The sequence below is a fragment of the Aeromonas sp. 600724 genome (assembly GCF_049175135.1).
In the GTDB taxonomy this organism is placed as follows: domain Bacteria; phylum Pseudomonadota; class Gammaproteobacteria; order Enterobacterales; family Aeromonadaceae; genus Aeromonas; species Aeromonas veronii_A.
In genome coordinates this window covers 85,070-101,745 of record NZ_JAAKUM010000001.1, presented here as the reverse complement: position 1 = coordinate 101,745, position 16,676 = coordinate 85,070, and the positions used below count along the sequence as shown (strand labels likewise).

The 16,676-nt window shown below is 57.3% G+C and carries 17 protein-coding genes; 15 read left to right on the top strand and 2 right to left on the bottom strand.

The features are described from left to right. Nucleotides 1-312 precede the first annotated feature (312 nt). A complete protein-coding gene (gene rne / locus G5168_RS00455; RefSeq protein WP_421251670.1) occupies nucleotides 313-3,396 on the bottom strand; it encodes a ribonuclease E in 3,084 nt (1,027 codons plus the stop codon). Between the two features lie 413 nt (nucleotides 3,397-3,809). Here rne and rluC point away from each other — a divergent pair, with 413 nt between their 5' ends. Together rluC and G5168_RS00445 are read left to right on the top strand one after the other, a co-directional pair. After that, the gene (gene rluC, locus G5168_RS00450; RefSeq protein WP_005351815.1) at nucleotides 3,810-4,754 is read left to right on the top strand and encodes a 23S rRNA pseudouridine(955/2504/2580) synthase RluC; all 945 of its coding nucleotides are present in this window, start codon (nucleotides 3,810-3,812) and stop codon (nucleotides 4,752-4,754) included. Next, nucleotides 4,754-5,416: an HAD family hydrolase gene (locus G5168_RS00445; RefSeq protein WP_421251669.1), complete on the top strand. Its 663-nt coding sequence runs from the start codon at nucleotides 4,754-4,756 to the stop codon at nucleotides 5,414-5,416. The genes rluC and G5168_RS00445 overlap by 1 nt, the downstream gene beginning before the upstream one ends. A 105-nt stretch (nucleotides 5,417-5,521) precedes the next feature. On the opposite strand, the gene G5168_RS00440 is transcribed toward G5168_RS00445, so the two are convergent. Next, nucleotides 5,522-6,103, bottom strand: a complete 582-nt coding sequence (locus G5168_RS00440) for a Maf family protein (RefSeq protein WP_421251668.1) — start codon at nucleotides 6,101-6,103, stop codon at nucleotides 5,522-5,524. Between the two features lie 119 nt (nucleotides 6,104-6,222). Here G5168_RS00440 and yceD point away from each other — a divergent pair, with 119 nt between their 5' ends. From yceD to G5168_RS00375, 13 genes are all read left to right on the top strand, one after another. Then, nucleotides 6,223-6,744 carry a 23S rRNA accumulation protein YceD gene (gene yceD, locus G5168_RS00435; protein WP_216953599.1) on the top strand — a complete coding sequence of 174 codons (522 nt, stop codon included), beginning with the start codon at nucleotides 6,223-6,225 and terminating at the stop codon, nucleotides 6,742-6,744. 19 nt (nucleotides 6,745-6,763) lie between these two features. Beyond that, nucleotides 6,764-6,931: a 50S ribosomal protein L32 gene (gene rpmF, locus G5168_RS00430; protein ID WP_005300935.1), complete on the top strand. Its 168-nt coding sequence runs from the start codon at nucleotides 6,764-6,766 to the stop codon at nucleotides 6,929-6,931. Nucleotides 6,932-6,940: 9 nt separating this feature from the next. Beyond that, nucleotides 6,941-7,960 carry a phosphate acyltransferase PlsX gene (plsX, locus tag G5168_RS00425; protein ID WP_100653778.1) on the top strand — a complete coding sequence of 340 codons (1,020 nt, stop codon included), beginning with the start codon at nucleotides 6,941-6,943 and terminating at the stop codon, nucleotides 7,958-7,960. Between the two features lie 7 nt (nucleotides 7,961-7,967). Beyond that, nucleotides 7,968-8,927 carry a beta-ketoacyl-ACP synthase III gene (locus tag G5168_RS00420; RefSeq protein WP_040065495.1) on the top strand — a complete coding sequence of 320 codons (960 nt, stop codon included), beginning with the start codon at nucleotides 7,968-7,970 and terminating at the stop codon, nucleotides 8,925-8,927. 71 nt (nucleotides 8,928-8,998) lie between these two features. Continuing rightward, nucleotides 8,999-9,934, top strand: coding sequence for an ACP S-malonyltransferase (gene fabD / locus G5168_RS00415; protein ID WP_421231043.1), 936 nt, complete (start codon nucleotides 8,999-9,001; stop codon nucleotides 9,932-9,934). 13 nt (nucleotides 9,935-9,947) lie between these two features. Continuing rightward, complete coding sequence (fabG, locus tag G5168_RS00410; protein WP_005351850.1) at nucleotides 9,948-10,682, top strand: 3-oxoacyl-ACP reductase FabG; 735 nt, start codon at nucleotides 9,948-9,950, stop codon at nucleotides 10,680-10,682. 158 nt (nucleotides 10,683-10,840) lie between these two features. Next, complete coding sequence (gene acpP, locus G5168_RS00405) at nucleotides 10,841-11,077, top strand: acyl carrier protein (RefSeq protein ID WP_005300909.1); 237 nt, start codon at nucleotides 10,841-10,843, stop codon at nucleotides 11,075-11,077. A gap of 82 nt (nucleotides 11,078-11,159) precedes the next feature. Continuing rightward, entirely contained in the window at nucleotides 11,160-12,401 is a 1,242-nt protein-coding gene (fabF, locus tag G5168_RS00400) for a beta-ketoacyl-ACP synthase II (RefSeq protein ID WP_005333158.1), read from the top strand. A gap of 68 nt (nucleotides 12,402-12,469) precedes the next feature. Beyond that, nucleotides 12,470-13,276, top strand: a complete 807-nt coding sequence (gene pabC, locus G5168_RS00395; RefSeq protein WP_421172891.1) for an aminodeoxychorismate lyase — start codon at nucleotides 12,470-12,472, stop codon at nucleotides 13,274-13,276. Beyond that, on the top strand, nucleotides 13,266-14,267 hold the full coding sequence (mltG, locus tag G5168_RS00390) for an endolytic transglycosylase MltG (protein WP_005333156.1): 1,002 nt from the start codon (nucleotides 13,266-13,268) through the stop codon (nucleotides 14,265-14,267). The genes pabC and mltG overlap by 11 nt, the downstream gene beginning before the upstream one ends. Then, nucleotides 14,267-14,908, top strand: a complete 642-nt coding sequence (gene tmk / locus G5168_RS00385; protein WP_005345536.1) for a dTMP kinase — start codon at nucleotides 14,267-14,269, stop codon at nucleotides 14,906-14,908. The genes mltG and tmk overlap by 1 nt, the downstream gene beginning before the upstream one ends. Next, a complete protein-coding gene (holB, locus tag G5168_RS00380) occupies nucleotides 14,893-15,840 on the top strand; it encodes a DNA polymerase III subunit delta' (protein WP_042011462.1) in 948 nt (315 codons plus the stop codon). Before tmk ends, holB begins: the two co-directional genes overlap by 16 nt. Before the next feature lie 25 nt (nucleotides 15,841-15,865). Continuing rightward, nucleotides 15,866-16,645: a TatD family hydrolase gene (locus G5168_RS00375; protein ID WP_421251667.1), complete on the top strand. Its 780-nt coding sequence runs from the start codon at nucleotides 15,866-15,868 to the stop codon at nucleotides 16,643-16,645. Nucleotides 16,646-16,676 lie beyond the last annotated feature (31 nt).

The window sequence follows — 16,676 nt, the reverse complement described above, 5'->3', positions numbered from 1 at the left end:
TGAAAATCTTGAGCCGGTTTAGCAAACCTTTACGACACAGACACAGTTTGCTGTCGCCAAGCTCCCGGTTCAAACAGAGGAGAGAGTCATGAGCCAGTCTGTGGCTTGGTCAATGCCATGCAGCGTGTCGGTAGCGGATTTGTTTGTCCATATCCGAGGTATTACTGACCGGAGTCGGGTGTTCAAGAGGATATTTGCATTAGGTTCCTCATCCAAACTCCTTATCGATGAAGCTCGAGCAATCTATGTCATGAAGATAAAAAAAGAGCCACACAATGGTGTGGCTCTCGATTTAGTCGTTACCGGTGGATATCAGGGGCGGCCGGCCGGGCAGGTGGCCACGTTGACGGCGGCAGTGCTGCCACCGTGACGACCTGATGTGCTCACTTCGTTGCGTACCAGCGGCGGGTAGTTAACCGGCTCACGAGCAGGCAGGGCAGGGGCTTCGGCGGGGGTTGCCATCGGCGCGGATGCTTTGCGGGCACGAGCCAGCAGGCCAGCACCGTGAGCTACCTGTTTGGTCACGACCGGAGTCTCTTCCACCACAACCGCAGCGACAGGTGCCGGGGCTGCAACTGGTATTTCGACTGCAGCCGGTACAGCTTCCACGACAGGAGTGCTGACAGCAGGGGTTTCTTCAACAACCGGAGCAGTTTCAACGACTTCAGTGGCAGCCATGTCGGCAATGGGCGCGGCGACAACGGCAACTTCCGGCTCTGCTGCAACCACGACTTCTGCGACAGCTGCAACAACCGGGCTGGCAGCCACATCGGCTTGAGTTGCTTGGACCTGGGCAGCAGCCTGCTCGGCAGCTTCTTCAGCAACGGCTTCGACAACCACATGCTCGGTCAGTGCAGCAGAGGCTTGCAGGGCAGCAGCGACGGCTTCAGCGCTCGGGATGGTAACAACAGGCACTACCGGCTCTTCAACCTGTGCTTTGGCAATATCTGCCTGGGCTGCGGTGGCCAGAGTTGTGGTATCTTGCTGTTCTTCGTCACGTTGGCTGCGGGCATCTTCGTTGATGCGCTTGCGGCGCTGACCTTCGATACGCTGGCTACGCGGAGTGCGGCGTGAACGGCGCTGGCCTTCACTCTGCTCTTCCTGCTCGTTACCCACGGTGGCATCGATCACGTCAGCTTGCGCTGGTACTTCGTCAACCGGCAGGGCAGGAGTGTCAGCAGCGGCGACATCGACGCGGATCTGCTTGCGCAGTTGACGACGTTCGCGGCGCTCGGCTACTTTCTGCTCTTTCTCCTGGCGTGGCTGGGCAGCAGATGCATCGACAGTATCTACTGCGTCAACAACGACTTCGGCGCGCGGCTCACGGGGAGCACGAGGTTCACGGGCTGGACGTGGCGCACGTTCCTGGCGCGGCTCGCGAGGTTCGCGCTCCTGACGGGGTTCACGTTCCATGCGCTGTTCGCTACGCCCCTCACCACGGGCTTCACGCTCCTGACGAGGCTCGCGCTCTTTGCGGGGACGGCGATTGCGGTTTTCACCGGCTTCGCGGTTGCCACCTTCACGCTTCTCGCCAGCTTCCGCATTGTTGCGGTTGCCACGATTGTCGTCACGACGAGGACGCTGACCACGGCCACGACCTTCTTCGCGCTGGTGACGTTGACCTTCATCCTTGCGTGCTTCACGAGCAGCAGGTTTCTCGGCGGGCGCTTTCACGTCGGCAGGGGCTGCATCGCTGCTGAACAGGCCGGTAATGCCTTTGATCAGCTTGCTGAAGAAACCGGCTTCGGCAGGGGCCGCAGCAACGGGAGCCGCTTGCTGTTGCGGTGCAACAGGGGCCGGTTGTGCCGGTTGGGCAAAGCCTTGCAGCAGCGGTTGCTCGCGCTCGATCACCTGAGCTTGTTTCGGTTGGTAGACCGGCTTGGCAATCTCGGTTTTCAGCTCGTAGCTGGCCGCTTCCGGGATCTCGTTCTGACGAATGCGAGTCACTTCGTAGTGCGGGGTTTCCAGATGCTGGTTCGGAATGATGTAAACACGCACATCATTGCGCTGTTCCAGACTGGCGATGGCGGCACGCTTCTCGTTAAGCAGATAGGCGGCAACATCTACCGGCACCTGACCGTGAACCTGCTCGGTGTTGTCCTTCATGGCCTCTTCTTCGATGAGACGCAGGATGGACAGGGCGAGAGATTCGTTGTCACGGATCACGCCTTGACCCTGGCAACGTGGGCAGATGTGGCTGCTGGATTCGTTGAGGGAGGGGCGCAGACGCTGGCGAGACATCTCCAGCAGACCGAAACGGGAGATCCGGCCCAGCTGGATGCGGGCACGATCCTGATGAACTGCTTCACGCAGACGGTTTTCCACTTCGCGCTGATGGCGAACCGGCGTCATGTCGATGAAGTCGATAACGATCAGGCCACCCAGGTCGCGCAGACGCAATTGACGGGCAATTTCGTCGGCCGCTTCCAGGTTGGTTTGCAGCGCAGTCTCTTCGATATCGCCGCCCTTGGTGGCGCGGGAGGAGTTGATATCGATGGAGGTCAGCGCTTCGGTCGGATCGATAACGATGCTGCCGCCGGAGGGGAGGCGCACTTCACGCTGGAAGGCTGATTCAATCTGGCTCTCAATCTGGAAGTGGTTGAACAGGGCGACTTCACCCTTGTACAGCTTCACACGGTTGAGGAAATCGGGACGTACCAGCTCGATATGGGCCTTGGCGCGATCAAAAATCACCGGATTGTCGATCAGGATCTCGCCCACATCGCGACGCAGATAGTCACGGATGGCACGCACGATGACGTTGCTTTCCTGGTGGATCAGCACCGGCGCAGCGCGCTCCTGAGAGGCCTTGTGGATGGAGTCCCAGTGGTTGAGCAGAACGTTCAAATCCCACTCCAGCTCTTCCGGAGACTTGCCCACACCAGCGGTGCGCACGATCAGGCCCATGCCTTCCGGCACGGTCAATCCACTCAGGGCCTCTTTCAGTTCAGTCCGCTCATCACCCTCGATGCGGCGGGAGATACCACCGGCACGGGGGTTGTTGGGCATCAGTACCAGGTAGCTACCTGCCAGGCTGATAAAGGTGGTGAGGGCTGCACCCTTGGTGCCACGCTCTTCCTTGTCGATCTGGACGATAACTTCCTGACCTTCGCGGACCACTTCTTTGATGTTGGGACGACCCTGATAGGAGTAACCGGAGGGGAAGTAATTGCGGGCGATCTCCTTCAACGGCAGGAAACCGTGGCGCTCGGCGCCGTAGTCGACAAAAGCAGCTTCAAGGCTGGGTTCTACGCGGGTGATCTTACCCTTGTAAATGTTCGCTTTCTTCTGCTCGTGTCCCGGACTTTCAATATCCAAATCGTAGAGCTGTTGTCCGTCAACCAGCGCTACGCGCAACTCCTCTTCTTGAGTTGCGTTGATAAGCATTCTTTTCATTGAGTTCTCATTATTGTGTCATTTTGATTTCCTCCATCTGGGTCCTGCCAGCGCCGGCCTCGGGTCTTCAGCATACTGGGGCAACCTCCCGGTTGGGGTATGCATGAGGCGCAAACTAAGGGCGTTCTGGTCATCACTTCTCGAGAAGGAATGAATAAGGATGCCGAAATGGAGACAAATAAACGGTGATGTTTGTGTTCTCCATGCGTTGTACCTCGCACCCGGGAACCGTCATGTTCTTGTATACACGGTGTTTCGGGATTGGGTGGCATACTTTTTGGCCACTTAGTACAAGGCTTGAACACAATGACAAAACCTTGTTTATTATCCCATTTAAACCTCTTTTATAGCAAGGCGCCATTTTTCAACAAACCATGCAGCCAAGGGGCGCTGGCAGTGTTAAAATCCGCGCCATGACACAGATACAACAACAAGTGCAGCTGCTCACCATCGAAGCTGAGCATGACGGGCAGCGCATCGACAATTTTCTCAAGACTCAGCTAAAGGGCGTCCCCAAGAGCCTGATCTATCGCATCCTTCGTAAAGGCGAAGTGCGAGTAAACAAAAAGCGCATCAAACCGGAGTACAAACTCTGCGCAGGTGACGAGGTGCGGGTACCCCCCGTGCGCGTTGCCGAGAAGAATGAGCTGCCTTCAGCCAACCTCGGGGTTATCCAGCGTCTGGAGAGCCAGATCCTGTTCGAAGACGATGCCATGATCGTGCTGAACAAGCCCTCCGGCATGGCAGTACACGGTGGCAGCGGTCTGAGCTTTGGCGTGATTGAAGGGCTGCGCGCCCTGCGTCCGGAAGCCCGCTTCCTTGAACTGGTTCATCGACTGGATCGCGACACCTCTGGGGTATTGCTGGTTGCCAAAAAACGCAGCGCCCTGCGCAGCCTGCATGAGCAGTTGCGCGTCAAGACCATGCGCAAGCAGTATCTGGCGCTGGTGCGTGGCAAGTGGCAGGCTCACGTCAAGGTGGTTAATGCGCCGCTGCGCAAAAACGATCTGCAATCCGGTGAACGGGTAGTACGGGTCAGTGCCGATGGCAAGCCCTCCGAAACCCGGTTCCGCATCGTGCGTCAATTTGCCGAAGCGACTCTGGTCGAGTGCAGCCCCATTACTGGTCGTACCCACCAGATCCGCGTGCACACCCTGCATGCCGGTCACCCGATCGCCTGTGACGATAAGTACGGTGAAGCGGCGTTTGACGAGAAAATGCGCAGCCAAGGTCTGAAACGGCTCTTTTTGCATGCTTGGAAGCTCAGCTTCACCCATCCGGCCGATGGTCGCGAAATGCAGGTAGAAGCGCCGCTGGCACCTGAGCTCGACAACTTCCTCAACGGCTTGCCACGCTGATGCAAGATATCCGGCTCGCCATTTTCGATTGGGACGGCACCCTGATGGATTCGGTAGGCCGGATTGTTGCCTGTGTGCAAGGGGCCGCCAGAGATTGTGAGCTGGCGGTACCTGCACCAGCCCAGATCCGGCAGATCATCGGATTGAGCCTTGATGTCGCCATGTCCCGTCTGTTTCCTTTAAGTAGTGGCAGTGGTAGTGCCTTTGATGAGCGCCAGATTGCCGCACTCATCGATCGCTATCGTCATCACTATCTGCACGATGCCACCCCCAGCCCGTTGTTTGCCGGGGCAGGGGAGTTGCTGCATGACTGGCAGTCACGAGGGCTGCAACTGGCCGTCGCGACCGGCAAATCGCGCCGTGGGCTGGATCGGGTATTGGATGAGACCGGGCTGCGCCCGTTGTTTATGACCAGTCGTGGGGCCGATGAGGCTCGATCCAAGCCTGATCCGCTGATGCTTGAGCAGATCCTGGACGAGCTGGGGCTGTCACCCCGTCAGGCCGTAATGATCGGCGACTCTGTTCACGATATGGCGATGGCCGAGGTGATCGCCATGCCGCGTATTGGTGTCACCTGGGGGGTGGATAGCCGCGATACCCTCAGTCGTCACGGGCCAGTGGCGGTGGTGGATTCTATGGCGGCTCTTCGCGGGCTGTTATAGATGCCTCTCTTTAAGAGACATCAATCTGATTGATAACAGAAGCCCGGTGTATTGATCGGGCTTTTTATATCCTCGATCTAGCTTATCTATTCGTCTCGTCCGCAATCAGGGCAGGGCAATACCGTGGCGCTCCAGCAGTTCGATCAGGCCGATCAGTGGCAGACCGATCAAGGCGTTAGGATCGCGCCCTTCCAGCCCCTTGAACAGTACGATGCCCATACCTTCGCATTTGAAGCTGCCAGCACAATCGAGGGGCAGTTCAGCCTCTACATAGCGGCGAATGGCGGCTTCGTCGAGATCGCGAAAGTGAACCGTAAACGGTTCAATCAATTGATGAATCTCATTGGTTGCAGCGTTAAGTACGCACAGGCCGGTGTAAAAGGTGACGCTGCGCCCCTGAGCCGCCATCAGCTGTGCTATGGCATTGTCTATGGTGCCCGGTTTGCCGAGGATGTGGCCATTGCAGACACACACCTGATCAGAGCCGATGATCAAGCCGTGATCACGATATTGGGCGATGGCATCAGCCTTGGCACGAGCCAGTCTGGCCACCAGCGCCTCGGCGTATTCGCCAGCCAGCGGTCGCTCATCCACATCGGGGGCGGCACATTCAAAGGGGAGACCAAGCTTCTCCAGCAGGGATTTGCGATAGCGAGAAGTTGAGGCGAGGATCAGATTCTGTGGCATAATCGAGTTACCGATGAAAGCAGGTACCGGCATTCTAGGGACTTGTGACGTTAAAATCATCGGCGGTAAGGACTTTTTCCTTTGACTATCAGTTGTTGGACCTATATTATTCGCGCCCTATGCAAAAGGTGAAGTTGCCCGTTAAGGTTGATCCAGTCCGTAGTGCCTTGAAGCTGCTCGACTATGTCGGGATAGTGGAAAAGTCGCAGATGCCCAGGCTGGAGGAATCAACCGCTGGCTTGCAGAGTGATATCGATGTATCACTGCACTTTGGTAAAGATGTCCAGAAGTTGACCGTTATGAAAGGCACTGCCCATGCCAAGGTTGACCTGGTTTGCCAACGTTGCGGAGAGACATTCGAACACCTCTGTGAAGCTGAATTTATCTACACTCCGCTGTTCGAAAGAACAAACGAGGAAGAACTGCCGGAAGCTTATGAGCCCATTGAGTTGGACGAAAACGGCGAGATAGATCTTCATCAAATCCTGGAGGATGAGCTCATCCTCTCGTTGCCTCAAGTCGCAATGCATTCTCTGGATGCATGCCCGAGAGGAAACATGGAGATGACTTGGGGTGAAATCGAACCTGCTGATGAGCGGCCGAATCCCTTTGCAGTTCTTGAAGAGCTTAAACGTAAGTGAATTTAGGAGTTAGCCTACAATGGCCGTACAACAGAACCGTAAAACCCGTGCCAAGCGTGGCATGCGTCGTTCCCACGATGCGCTGACCACCGCTGCCCTGACTGTTGATCAGACCAGTGGCGAAATTCATCGTCGTCACCACGTGACTGCCGATGGTTTCTACCGCGGTAAAAAGGTAATCGCTTAAGGATTGCCTTTGTCTACGCAAACTGTCGCGCTAGACATCATGGGGGGAGATATTGGCCCCTCGGAAACAGTGCCTGCCGCCGTGCAGGCACTGTCTCTTTTACCCCAGTTAAAACTGATCCTGGTCGGCGACCAGCACCAGACCTCCTCTCTGCTGCAGCAACATGGTTTGCTGAATCATCCCCGAGTCCGTTTCGTACATGCATCCCAAGTGGTTGGCATGGGCGATAAACCGATCGTGGCGCTGCGTACTCTGAAAGACTCCTCCATGCGGGTGGTACTCAATCTGGTGAAAGCCGGTGAGGCCGATGCCTGCGTCAGTGCCGGCAATACCGGTGCGTTGATGGCGATGGCCAAGTGCGTGCTCAAATCCCTGCCCGGGGTCGATCGGCCGGCACTTATCAAGGCGCTGCCGACATTGAGCGGCAAACGCACCGTGATGCTGGATCTAGGCGCCAACGTCAGTTGCGATGCGGATACCTTGCTGCAGTTTGCGGTGATGGGCTCCGTCGTGGCCGAAAAGGTAGAAGGCATTGCATCCCCCCGTGTTGCCTTGCTCAACATCGGCGAGGAGGAGATCAAGGGCAACGATCTGGTGCGCCACAGCGCCGAATTGTTGCGTCAGTGCCAAGCGCTCAATTATGTCGGGTTCGTCGAAGGGGATCGCATCTTCAGCGGCGACAGCGATGTGATCGTCTGCGACGGTTTTGTCGGCAATGTCGCCCTCAAGACGGCAGAAGGGGTGGTGCGGATGATGGCCCAGCTGGCCGGATATCCCCGCAAGAAACGCACTTTTCTTGGCCGGATCGCCGGATTTATGTTCAAACGGCGTTTTTCTTACCTGAACCCCGACCAGTATAACGGAGCAAGTCTGTTAGGATTGCGCGGCATTGTGGTAAAAAGTCATGGGCGGGCCGAACGGCGCGCTCTGTGTAATGCGATCCTGCTGGCCGCACAAGAGGCCAAACATCAACTTCCACTGCAAATAGCAGATCGCCTTGAAGCTGTCTTCTCTGACAGGGATCTATAAGAACTCTATGCATAGCAAAATTCTGGGTACTGGCAGCTACCTGCCGAGTTCAGTGCGTACCAACGCCGATCTCGAGCAGATGGTTGAGACCAGTGATGAGTGGATCGTGGAACGTACCGGTATCCGTGAGCGCCGTATTGCCGGGGCTGACGAGACCGTTGCCACCCTCTCTTACCAGGCCGCTCTGCGCGCCCTGGATGCAGCCGGTTTGACCGCTGCCGATCTCGATATGATAGTGCTGGCCACCACCAGTGCTGAAAATGCCTTCCCGGCTGCCGCCTGCGAGCTGCAGGGGCTGCTCGGCGTACCGGGCATTCCTGCCTTTGACGTGGCAGCGGCCTGTGCCGGTTTCACCTACGCACTCTCCATTGCCGATCAGTTCGTCAAATCCGGCGCCGCCCGCCATGTGCTGGTCGTCGGGGCCGATGTGCTCTCCCGCATGTGCGATCCGCAAGATCGCGGCACCATCATCCTGTTTGGTGATGGGGCAGGGGCTGTGATTGTCGGTGCCAGCGAGACGCCGGGCATTCTCTCTACCCATCTCCATGCCGATGGCCGTTATGGTGAGCTGCTCAAGCTGCCTCATCCCCGTCGCGGCATGCCGGGTGCTGAGCTCGAAGCCTACATGTATATGAAGGGCAACGATGTCTTCAAGGTCGCGGTCACCCGTTTGAGCGAGATCGTCACCGAAACGCTGGCCGCAGCTGGCATCGAGCCGAGCGAGCTGGACTGGCTGGTACCGCATCAAGCCAACTTCCGCATCATCAGTGCCACCGCCAAGAAGCTGGGTATGAGCCTCGATAAAGTGGTGCTGACCCTCGACAAGCACGGCAATACCTCTGCTGCTTCCGTTCCGGTCGCCTTCGACGAAGGGGTGCGGGATGGCCGGATCAAACCGGGTCAGCTGGTACTGCTGGAAGCCTTTGGTGGCGGTTTCGCCTGGGGCTCGGCGCTGGTTCGCCTCTGATCTTCGGCGGGATGGTGCGCCTATCATCCCGTCACCGATTTCATTTTTGTCTTATCTAAAAGGAATCAATGATGACCCAATTTGCCATTGCCTTCCCGGGACAAGGTTCCCAGTCCGTAGGCATGCTGGCCGAGCTGGCCGAACAACATGCCGTGATCAAGGAGACCTTCGCCGAGGCGAGTCAGGTGCTGGGTTATGACCTGTTTGCCATGGTGATGGATGGTCCGGTTGAAGATCTGAACAAAACCTGGCGCACCCAGCCTGCACTGCTGACTGCCTCTGTCGCTCTGTGGCGCCTGTGGCAACAGCTGGGTGGGGCAACTCCTGCCATGATGGCGGGTCACAGCCTGGGTGAGTACTCCGCGCTGGTTTGCAGCGGCGCACTCGATTTTGCCGATGCGGTCAAACTGGTCGAGTTGCGTGGTCTGGCCATGCAGGAAGCGGTACCGGAAGGCACCGGCGCCATGGCTGCTATCATCGGTCTGGATAACGAATCCATCGCAGCCAACTGCGAAAAAGCGGCACAAGGGCAGGTCGTCTCTCCGGTCAACTTCAACTCCCCGGGCCAGGTGGTTATCGCCGGTCACAAAGAAGCCGTTGAGCGCGCCAACGTGCTGATGAAAGAGTCGGGCGCCAAGCGTGCGCTGCCGCTGCCGGTCTCCGTGCCGTCTCACTGCGCGCTGATGAAACCTGCCGCAGAAAAACTGGCAGCTGCGCTGGACGGGATCGAGATCAAGGTTCCAACCATCGCGGTCATCAATAATGTCGACGTATCCTGTGAACAGGATCCGGCCGCCATCAAGCAAGCGCTGGTACGTCAACTGTTCAGCCCGGTTCGTTGGACCGAGACTGTCGAGCGGATGGCCAATGATGGGGTTACCCTCGAGATCGAGATGGGACCGGGCAAAGTGTTGACCGGGCTCGCCAAGCGCATCGACAAGCGCGTGGAAGGTATTCACGCCAACGATGCCGCCTCTTTCGAGCAGGCGCTGGCCCAGATCAAGTAAACAGGAGCAAGTGATGAGTTTTACCGATAAGGTTGTGTTGGTGACCGGTGCCAGTCGTGGCATCGGCCGTGCGATTGCCGAAACATTCGTGGCCCGTGGCGCGAAAGTGGTCGGTACGGCGACCAGCGAGAGCGGTGCCGAGGCAATCAGCGCCTATCTGGGCGACAATGGTTGCGGTATGGCACTGAACGTGACCAGCCAGGAATCCATCGAAGCTGTCTTCGCCGCCATCAAGGCGCGCTTTGGCGACATCGACATCCTGATCAACAACGCAGGGATCACCCGTGACAACCTGTTGATGCGGATGAAAGATGACGAGTGGAACGAGATCATCGATACCAATCTGACCTCGCTTTACCGTCTGAGCAAACCGGTGTTGCGTGCCATGATGAAGAAACGTCACGGTCGCATCATCAGCATTGGCTCCGTGGTGGGAACCATGGGCAATGCCGGTCAGGTCAACTATGCTGCCGCCAAGGCCGGTCTGGTTGGTTTTACCAAATCGTTGGCGCGGGAAGTGGCATCCCGTGGTATCACAGTGAACGCGGTTGCTCCCGGTTTCATCGAAACCGACATGACCCGTGCCCTGAATGACGATCAACGTGCCGGCATCATGAGTCAGGTGCCTGCCGCCCGTTTGGGTGATCCAAAAGAAATTGCCGCAGCTGTGGTATTCTTGGCTTCTGATGAAGCAGCCTATATCACCGGCGAAACCCTGCATGTTAATGGCGGGATGTACATGGTGTAATCAATTTGTCGTAAGATCTGTTCAAATTTGCGATAGTACGCCGAAGTTTGGCACATTTCGTGGTTTGACCAGCGGCAAGCTACTTGCAAACTCACGTCAATTGAATAAACTACTCCAACCAGACGCAAATAGCGTATTTTTAAAGGAAAATTCAGGTCATGAGCAACATCGAAGAACGCGTAAAGAAAATCATCATCGAACAACTGGGTGTTAAAGAGGAAGACGTTAAGAACGCTGCCTCCTTCGTCGACGACCTGGGCGCTGACTCTTTGGATACCGTTGAACTGGTAATGGCGCTGGAAGAAGAATTCGATACCGAAATTCCTGATGAAGAAGCCGAGAAGATCACCACTGTTCAAGCGGCTATCGACTACATCACCGCTAATCAGGAATAAGTTCCTGTTCTGAAAGAAGCGGCCCAAGGGCCGCTTCTTTTGTATTTGTTCCTTTTCAAAACACCTCTCGGAGACTACCTCAGTGTCAAAACGCAGAGTCGTGGTGACCGGCTTGGGGATGCTTTCCCCGGTGGGTAACACTGCCGAATCCAGCTGGCAAGCACTGCTCAACGGGCAGAGCGGCATTTCCCTTATCGAACACTTTGATGCCAGCGAGTTTGCAACCCGCTTCGCAGGTCTGGTCAAGGATTTCGATCCAGAGCAGTACGGTATCAACCGTAAAGACGCTCGCAAGATGGATCTCTTCATTCAATACGGCATCGCGGCCGGTATGCAGGCGCTGGATGATTCCGGCCTGACCATCAATGAAGAGAATGCCGAACGTGTCGGCGTGGCGATTGGCTCCGGTATCGGCGGTCTGGGTCTGATTGAACAGAACCACGAAAGCTTGGTCAACGGCGGCCCGCGCAAGATCAGTCCCTTCTTCGTTCCGTCCACCATCATCAATATGGTGTCCGGTCATCTTTCTATCATGAAAGGTCTGCAAGGGCCGAACATCGCCGTGACTACCGCCTGTACCACTGGTACCCATGCCATCGGTATGGCTGGCCGGATGATCGCTTACGGTGATGCAGACGTGATGGTCGCTGGCGGTGCCGAGAAAGCCTCCACCGCGATGGGGATGGGTGGTTTTGCTGCCGCCAAGGCACTCTCCAACCGCAACGATGAGCCGCAAAAAGCGAGCCGTCCGTGGGATAAAGATCGCGATGGTTTCGTGCTGGGTGACGGTGCCGGTGTGCTGGTACTGGAAGAGTACGAACACGCCAAGGCCCGTGGCGCCAAGATATACGCCGAGCTGGTCGGTTTTGGCATGAGCGGTGACGCGTACCACATGACTGCGCCTCCTGCAGATGGCAACGGTGGTGCTCGCGCCATGAAAAATGCTATCAAGGATGCCGGCATTGCTCCCGAGCAGATTGGTTACATCAACGCGCACGGTACCTCCACCCCGCTGGGTGATGTGGCCGAGCTGCGTGGCATGAAGTCGGTGTTTGGTGAGCACGCCAAATCCCTGATGGTGAGCTCTACCAAGTCCATGACCGGTCACCTGTTGGGCGCCGCCGGTGCCATCGAGGCGATCATCACAGTGTTGGCCCTGCGTGATCAGGTGGCTCCGCCCACCATCAACCTGGACAACCCGGATGAAGAGTGCGACTTGGATCTGGTGCCCCATGTGGCCAAGCCAGGTAGCTTCGAGTACGCCCTTTCCAACTCGTTTGGTTTTGGCGGCACCAATGGCTCACTGATCTTCAAACGCGTATAATTTGCCGCAGGGCAAAGACACAGGCCCGATACTGCCGGTATCGGGCCTTTTTTATCGGAGGGATCCCTTTGCTTATCAATGGCATGAAGCTTGATACCATCTCGGCCCATGATCGGGGGCTGGCTTATGGTGACGGTCATTTCACCACCATGGCGGTCAGGGAGGGTCGCGTGTTGCAGTGGCCTGCCCATCTGGCACGGTTGCAGCAGGCGAACAACCGGTTGGGCTTGGTTGAACCGGACTGGGATCTCTTGACCCGGGAGGTTGAAGAGATGGTGGCCGACCAGCCACAATGCGTGGCCAAGGTGATCCTGACCCGCGGCGAAGGGGGACGGGGCTATGATGGCAGCGGATGTCAGCACACAACCCGGATGGTCACTCTGGCGCCATTTCCCACTCACTATGGCCAGTGGCAACAGGAGGGGATCGAGATGGTGGTGTGCCGCCAGCGGATCGGCGATGCCCCCATGCTGGCCGGGCTTAAAACCTTGAATCGTCTGGAGCAGGTATTGCTGAAAAGCGAACTTGTCAGCCGAAATGCAGTCGAAGGGATAGTGCTTAACAGTCGCGGTTTTCTCATTGAAGGGGTCAGTGCCAATCTGTTTTGGCGTCGGGGCAAGACGGTGTTTACGCCCGATCTCGCCCGCGGTGGTGTCGATGGCATCATGCGCCGCCAGGTGATGGCGATGTTGAAACAGATGAGTATTGAGTTGCGTGTGGTAGAGGCTCCGCTGGAGTCACTATGGCAGGCGGAAGAGGTGTGGCTCACCAATACCCTGATGGGGATCGTGCCGGTCAATGGCATCGAGGATATTCACTATCCCCCAGCGGTATTGAGTCGCCGTTTACAGGAGCGTTTGGTCATTGAAGTTTAATCGGCTTTACACCCTGCTCGCGGGGGCGGCACTGACGGTAGCCGCTGCCGGGGGCTATGTACATTACAAATGGCAACAGGTAGAAACGCTCACCAACAAGGGGCCGACCCGGCTCTTTACGGTGGAGAAGGGCGCCCATGCGGCGCGCCTCATCGCCGAACTGGGGGAGGGGGAAACCAGCCCCTGGGCGGTACGGCTCTGGCTGCGTAGCCACCCCGAACTGGTGGCCATCAAATCGGGCACCTACGAAATCAAGGAAGGGGCCCCTCTCAAGGAGACCCTTTCTCTGTTCGCATCGGGCAAGGAGTTTCACTTCAGCCTCACCTTCGTCGAAGGTTCCCGTTTCGAGGATTGGCAGAAGCAGCTCTCCAGCGCGCCATACCTTGAGCGATTGACCGTCGAGCAATCAGAAGCCGACCTGGCGCAGGAGCTCGGCATCGAGAATGGCAAGCTGGAGGGGTGGTTCCTGCCGGAAACCTACGCCTATACCACCCATGCCAGCGATCTCTCGATCTTGCGTCGTGCCCATCAGGATATGGAGACTTTCCTGCAGCAGAGCTGGGAGAAACGTCAGGCCAACCTGCCTTACAAGACCCCCTACGAGGCGTTGATCATGGCCTCCATCATCGAGAAGGAGACCGGTCAGCCGGACGAGCGGGCACAGATCGCCTCGGTGTTTGTCAATCGTCTGCGTCTGGGCATGAAGTTGCAAACCGATCCCACTGTCATTTACGGGGTGAAGGATCGCTACGATGGCAATATTCGCCGTAGCGATCTGACCGACAAGAACCCATACAACACCTATGTGATTGACGGTTTGCCGCCCACGCCTATCGCTATGCCGGGCAAGGCCTCCATCGAAGCTGCGCTTAACCCCAAGTCGACCGATTATCTCTACTTTGTCGCCAAGGGGGGCGGTGCCCACTATTTCTCCAAGACCCTCGATGAACACAATCGGGCGGTTCGCGAATACATATTGAAGAAACCTTAATGTCTAAATTTATTGTGATCGAAGGATTGGAAGGGGCAGGGAAGAGCTCGGCCGTGCGTTATGTGACCGACTATCTGCAGCGCCACGGCATCAACCGGATCGAGTGCACCCGCGAGCCGGGTGGTACGCCGCTGGCCGAGCGGATGCGGGCCATCGTCAAAGAGGTGCACGACGAACGCCTCACCATCGAGGCGGAACTGCTGCTAATGTATGCCTCCCGGGTACAACTGGTGGAGACCCGCATCAAACCCGCACTGGCCGACGGTGTCTGGGTGGTGGGGGATCGCCACGATCTCTCCTCCCAGGCCTATCAGGGGGGTGGCCGTGGTATCGATGCCCAGCTTATCGGAGCCATCAAACAGGCGGTGCTCGGCAACTTCAAGCCGGATCTCACCCTCTATCTCGATATCGATCCTGCCCTTGGCTTGCAGCGCGCGCGCCATCGTGGCGAGCTGGATCGCATCGAACTGGAGCAACTGAGCTTCTTCGAGCGTACCCGAACTCGTTATCTCGAACTGGCCGCCAAGGATGATTCCATTGTGGTGATCGATGCGGCGCAAACGCCGGAACAGGTCAAAGCTGCCATCGAGCGTGCATTGGATCACTATCTGTCGAACGAGCCGCTATGTATCCCTGGCTGATCCCCGACTGGCATGCCCTGAGCCAGACGGCTCAGTCCGGACGTCTCGGTCACGCCTGGTTGTTGCTGGGCGATCCCGGTCTTGGCAAGGAGCAACTGGCCGAGCGGCTGGCACGTTTGCACCTTTGCCAGCAACCGGATCGCGGAGAGCCGTGCGGCCACTGCCACTCTTGCCAGCTGTTTGACAAGGGCAACCACCCGGATCTCGGCACCATAACTCGCGACAGCAAGACCATCGGGGTAGAGGCCATTCGCGAGATCTGCACCCGGCTGCAGGGCTCTGCCCAGCTCGGCCGTGGCAAGGTGGTGATCATTCCAGATGCGGAGCGGATGACCGAATCGGCGGCAAATGCCCTGCTGAAAACCCTGGAAGAGCCGGCCGGCGACAGCTTGCTGTTGCTGATTGCCTCCCAGGTTTCCCGGTTGCTTCCCACCATTCTCAGTCGCTGTCACAAACATGTCTGCCAGTTGCCAGCGGAAGGGGAAACAGTACGCTGGTTGGCCGAGCAGGGTCATCAGGCTACTCTGGCTCAGGTGCGGATCTGTCAGGGGGCCCCGCTGCGGGTACTCGACTATATCGAGCAGCAACAGGACGGTACTCGCCGCGAATTGCTGGAGCAGTTTGTCGCCCTGAGTCAAAGTCCGGTCAAGGCGACGGCACTGTGCAGCCAGCTTGGTCAGGAGACGCAGGTCAGGTTGCACTGGTTGCAGCTCTTCTTGTGCGATGCCCTGAAAACCCAGGCAGGATGCGGTCACCATCAGCTGGCAATGCCTGATCTGGCCATCTTGAGTCAACGGTTGGCGGAGCAGCACTCCAGCGAAAAACTGCTGGAGGCAGAACAAGATCTGGTTGCCCTGAAAGCGGCATGCCAGCCGGGTCAGCTCTCCAATCCCACCATCCATCTGATGAACTGGCTCAGTCGCTGGTTATAAGTACCGACAAGTAGAAAGGTTTTATATGTTACTCGTTGATTCCCACTGTCATCTCGATCGCCTCAGCTATGGTAGCAAGCAGACCAGCATGGCCGATGTGCTGGCCAAGGCCGCGCAACTGGACGTGGGATATTTTCTCTGTGTCAGTGTGACTCAGGCACAGTTCCCGACCATGCTCGAGGCGATCGCCCCCTATCCCCAGGTGTTTGCCTCTTGCGGGGTACACCCGCTCAATCAGGAACCCGGGGTGGATGCCGAGTTGCTGCTCAAGCAAGCTGCCGATCCACGTGTGGTGGCCATCGGTGAGACCGGTCTCGATTACTTTTACTCGCCCGAGAACAAGGAAGTTCAGCAAGCCTCTTTCCGCGAACATATCCGGGTTGCTCGCGCGCTGAACAAGCCGCTGATCATCCATACCCGCGATGCCCAGCAAGATACCTTGCAGATCATGCTTGAAGAGGGCGCTGATCAGGTTGGCGGTGTGCTGCACTGCTTCACCGAATCCCTCGAAATGGCAGAAGCAGCAATGGCGATGGGGTTCTATATATCCATCTCCGGGATCGCCACCTTCAAAAATGCGTCTGCCCTGCAAGAGGTGGTCAAGGCTCTGCCCCTCGACAGATTGCTGGTCGAGACCGACTCACCCTATCTTGCCCCCGTACCGCATCGGGGGAGGGAGAACGAACCCGCCTTTGTACGAGACGTTGCCCAGTTTATTGCTGACCTGCGTCATATTCCGCTAAATGAATTGGCAGAAGCCACCAGCCGGAATTTCTTTGAACTGTTCAAGCTGGCGAAAAAATAACCCCCAAGCCCCGTTATTCGGGGCTTTTTAA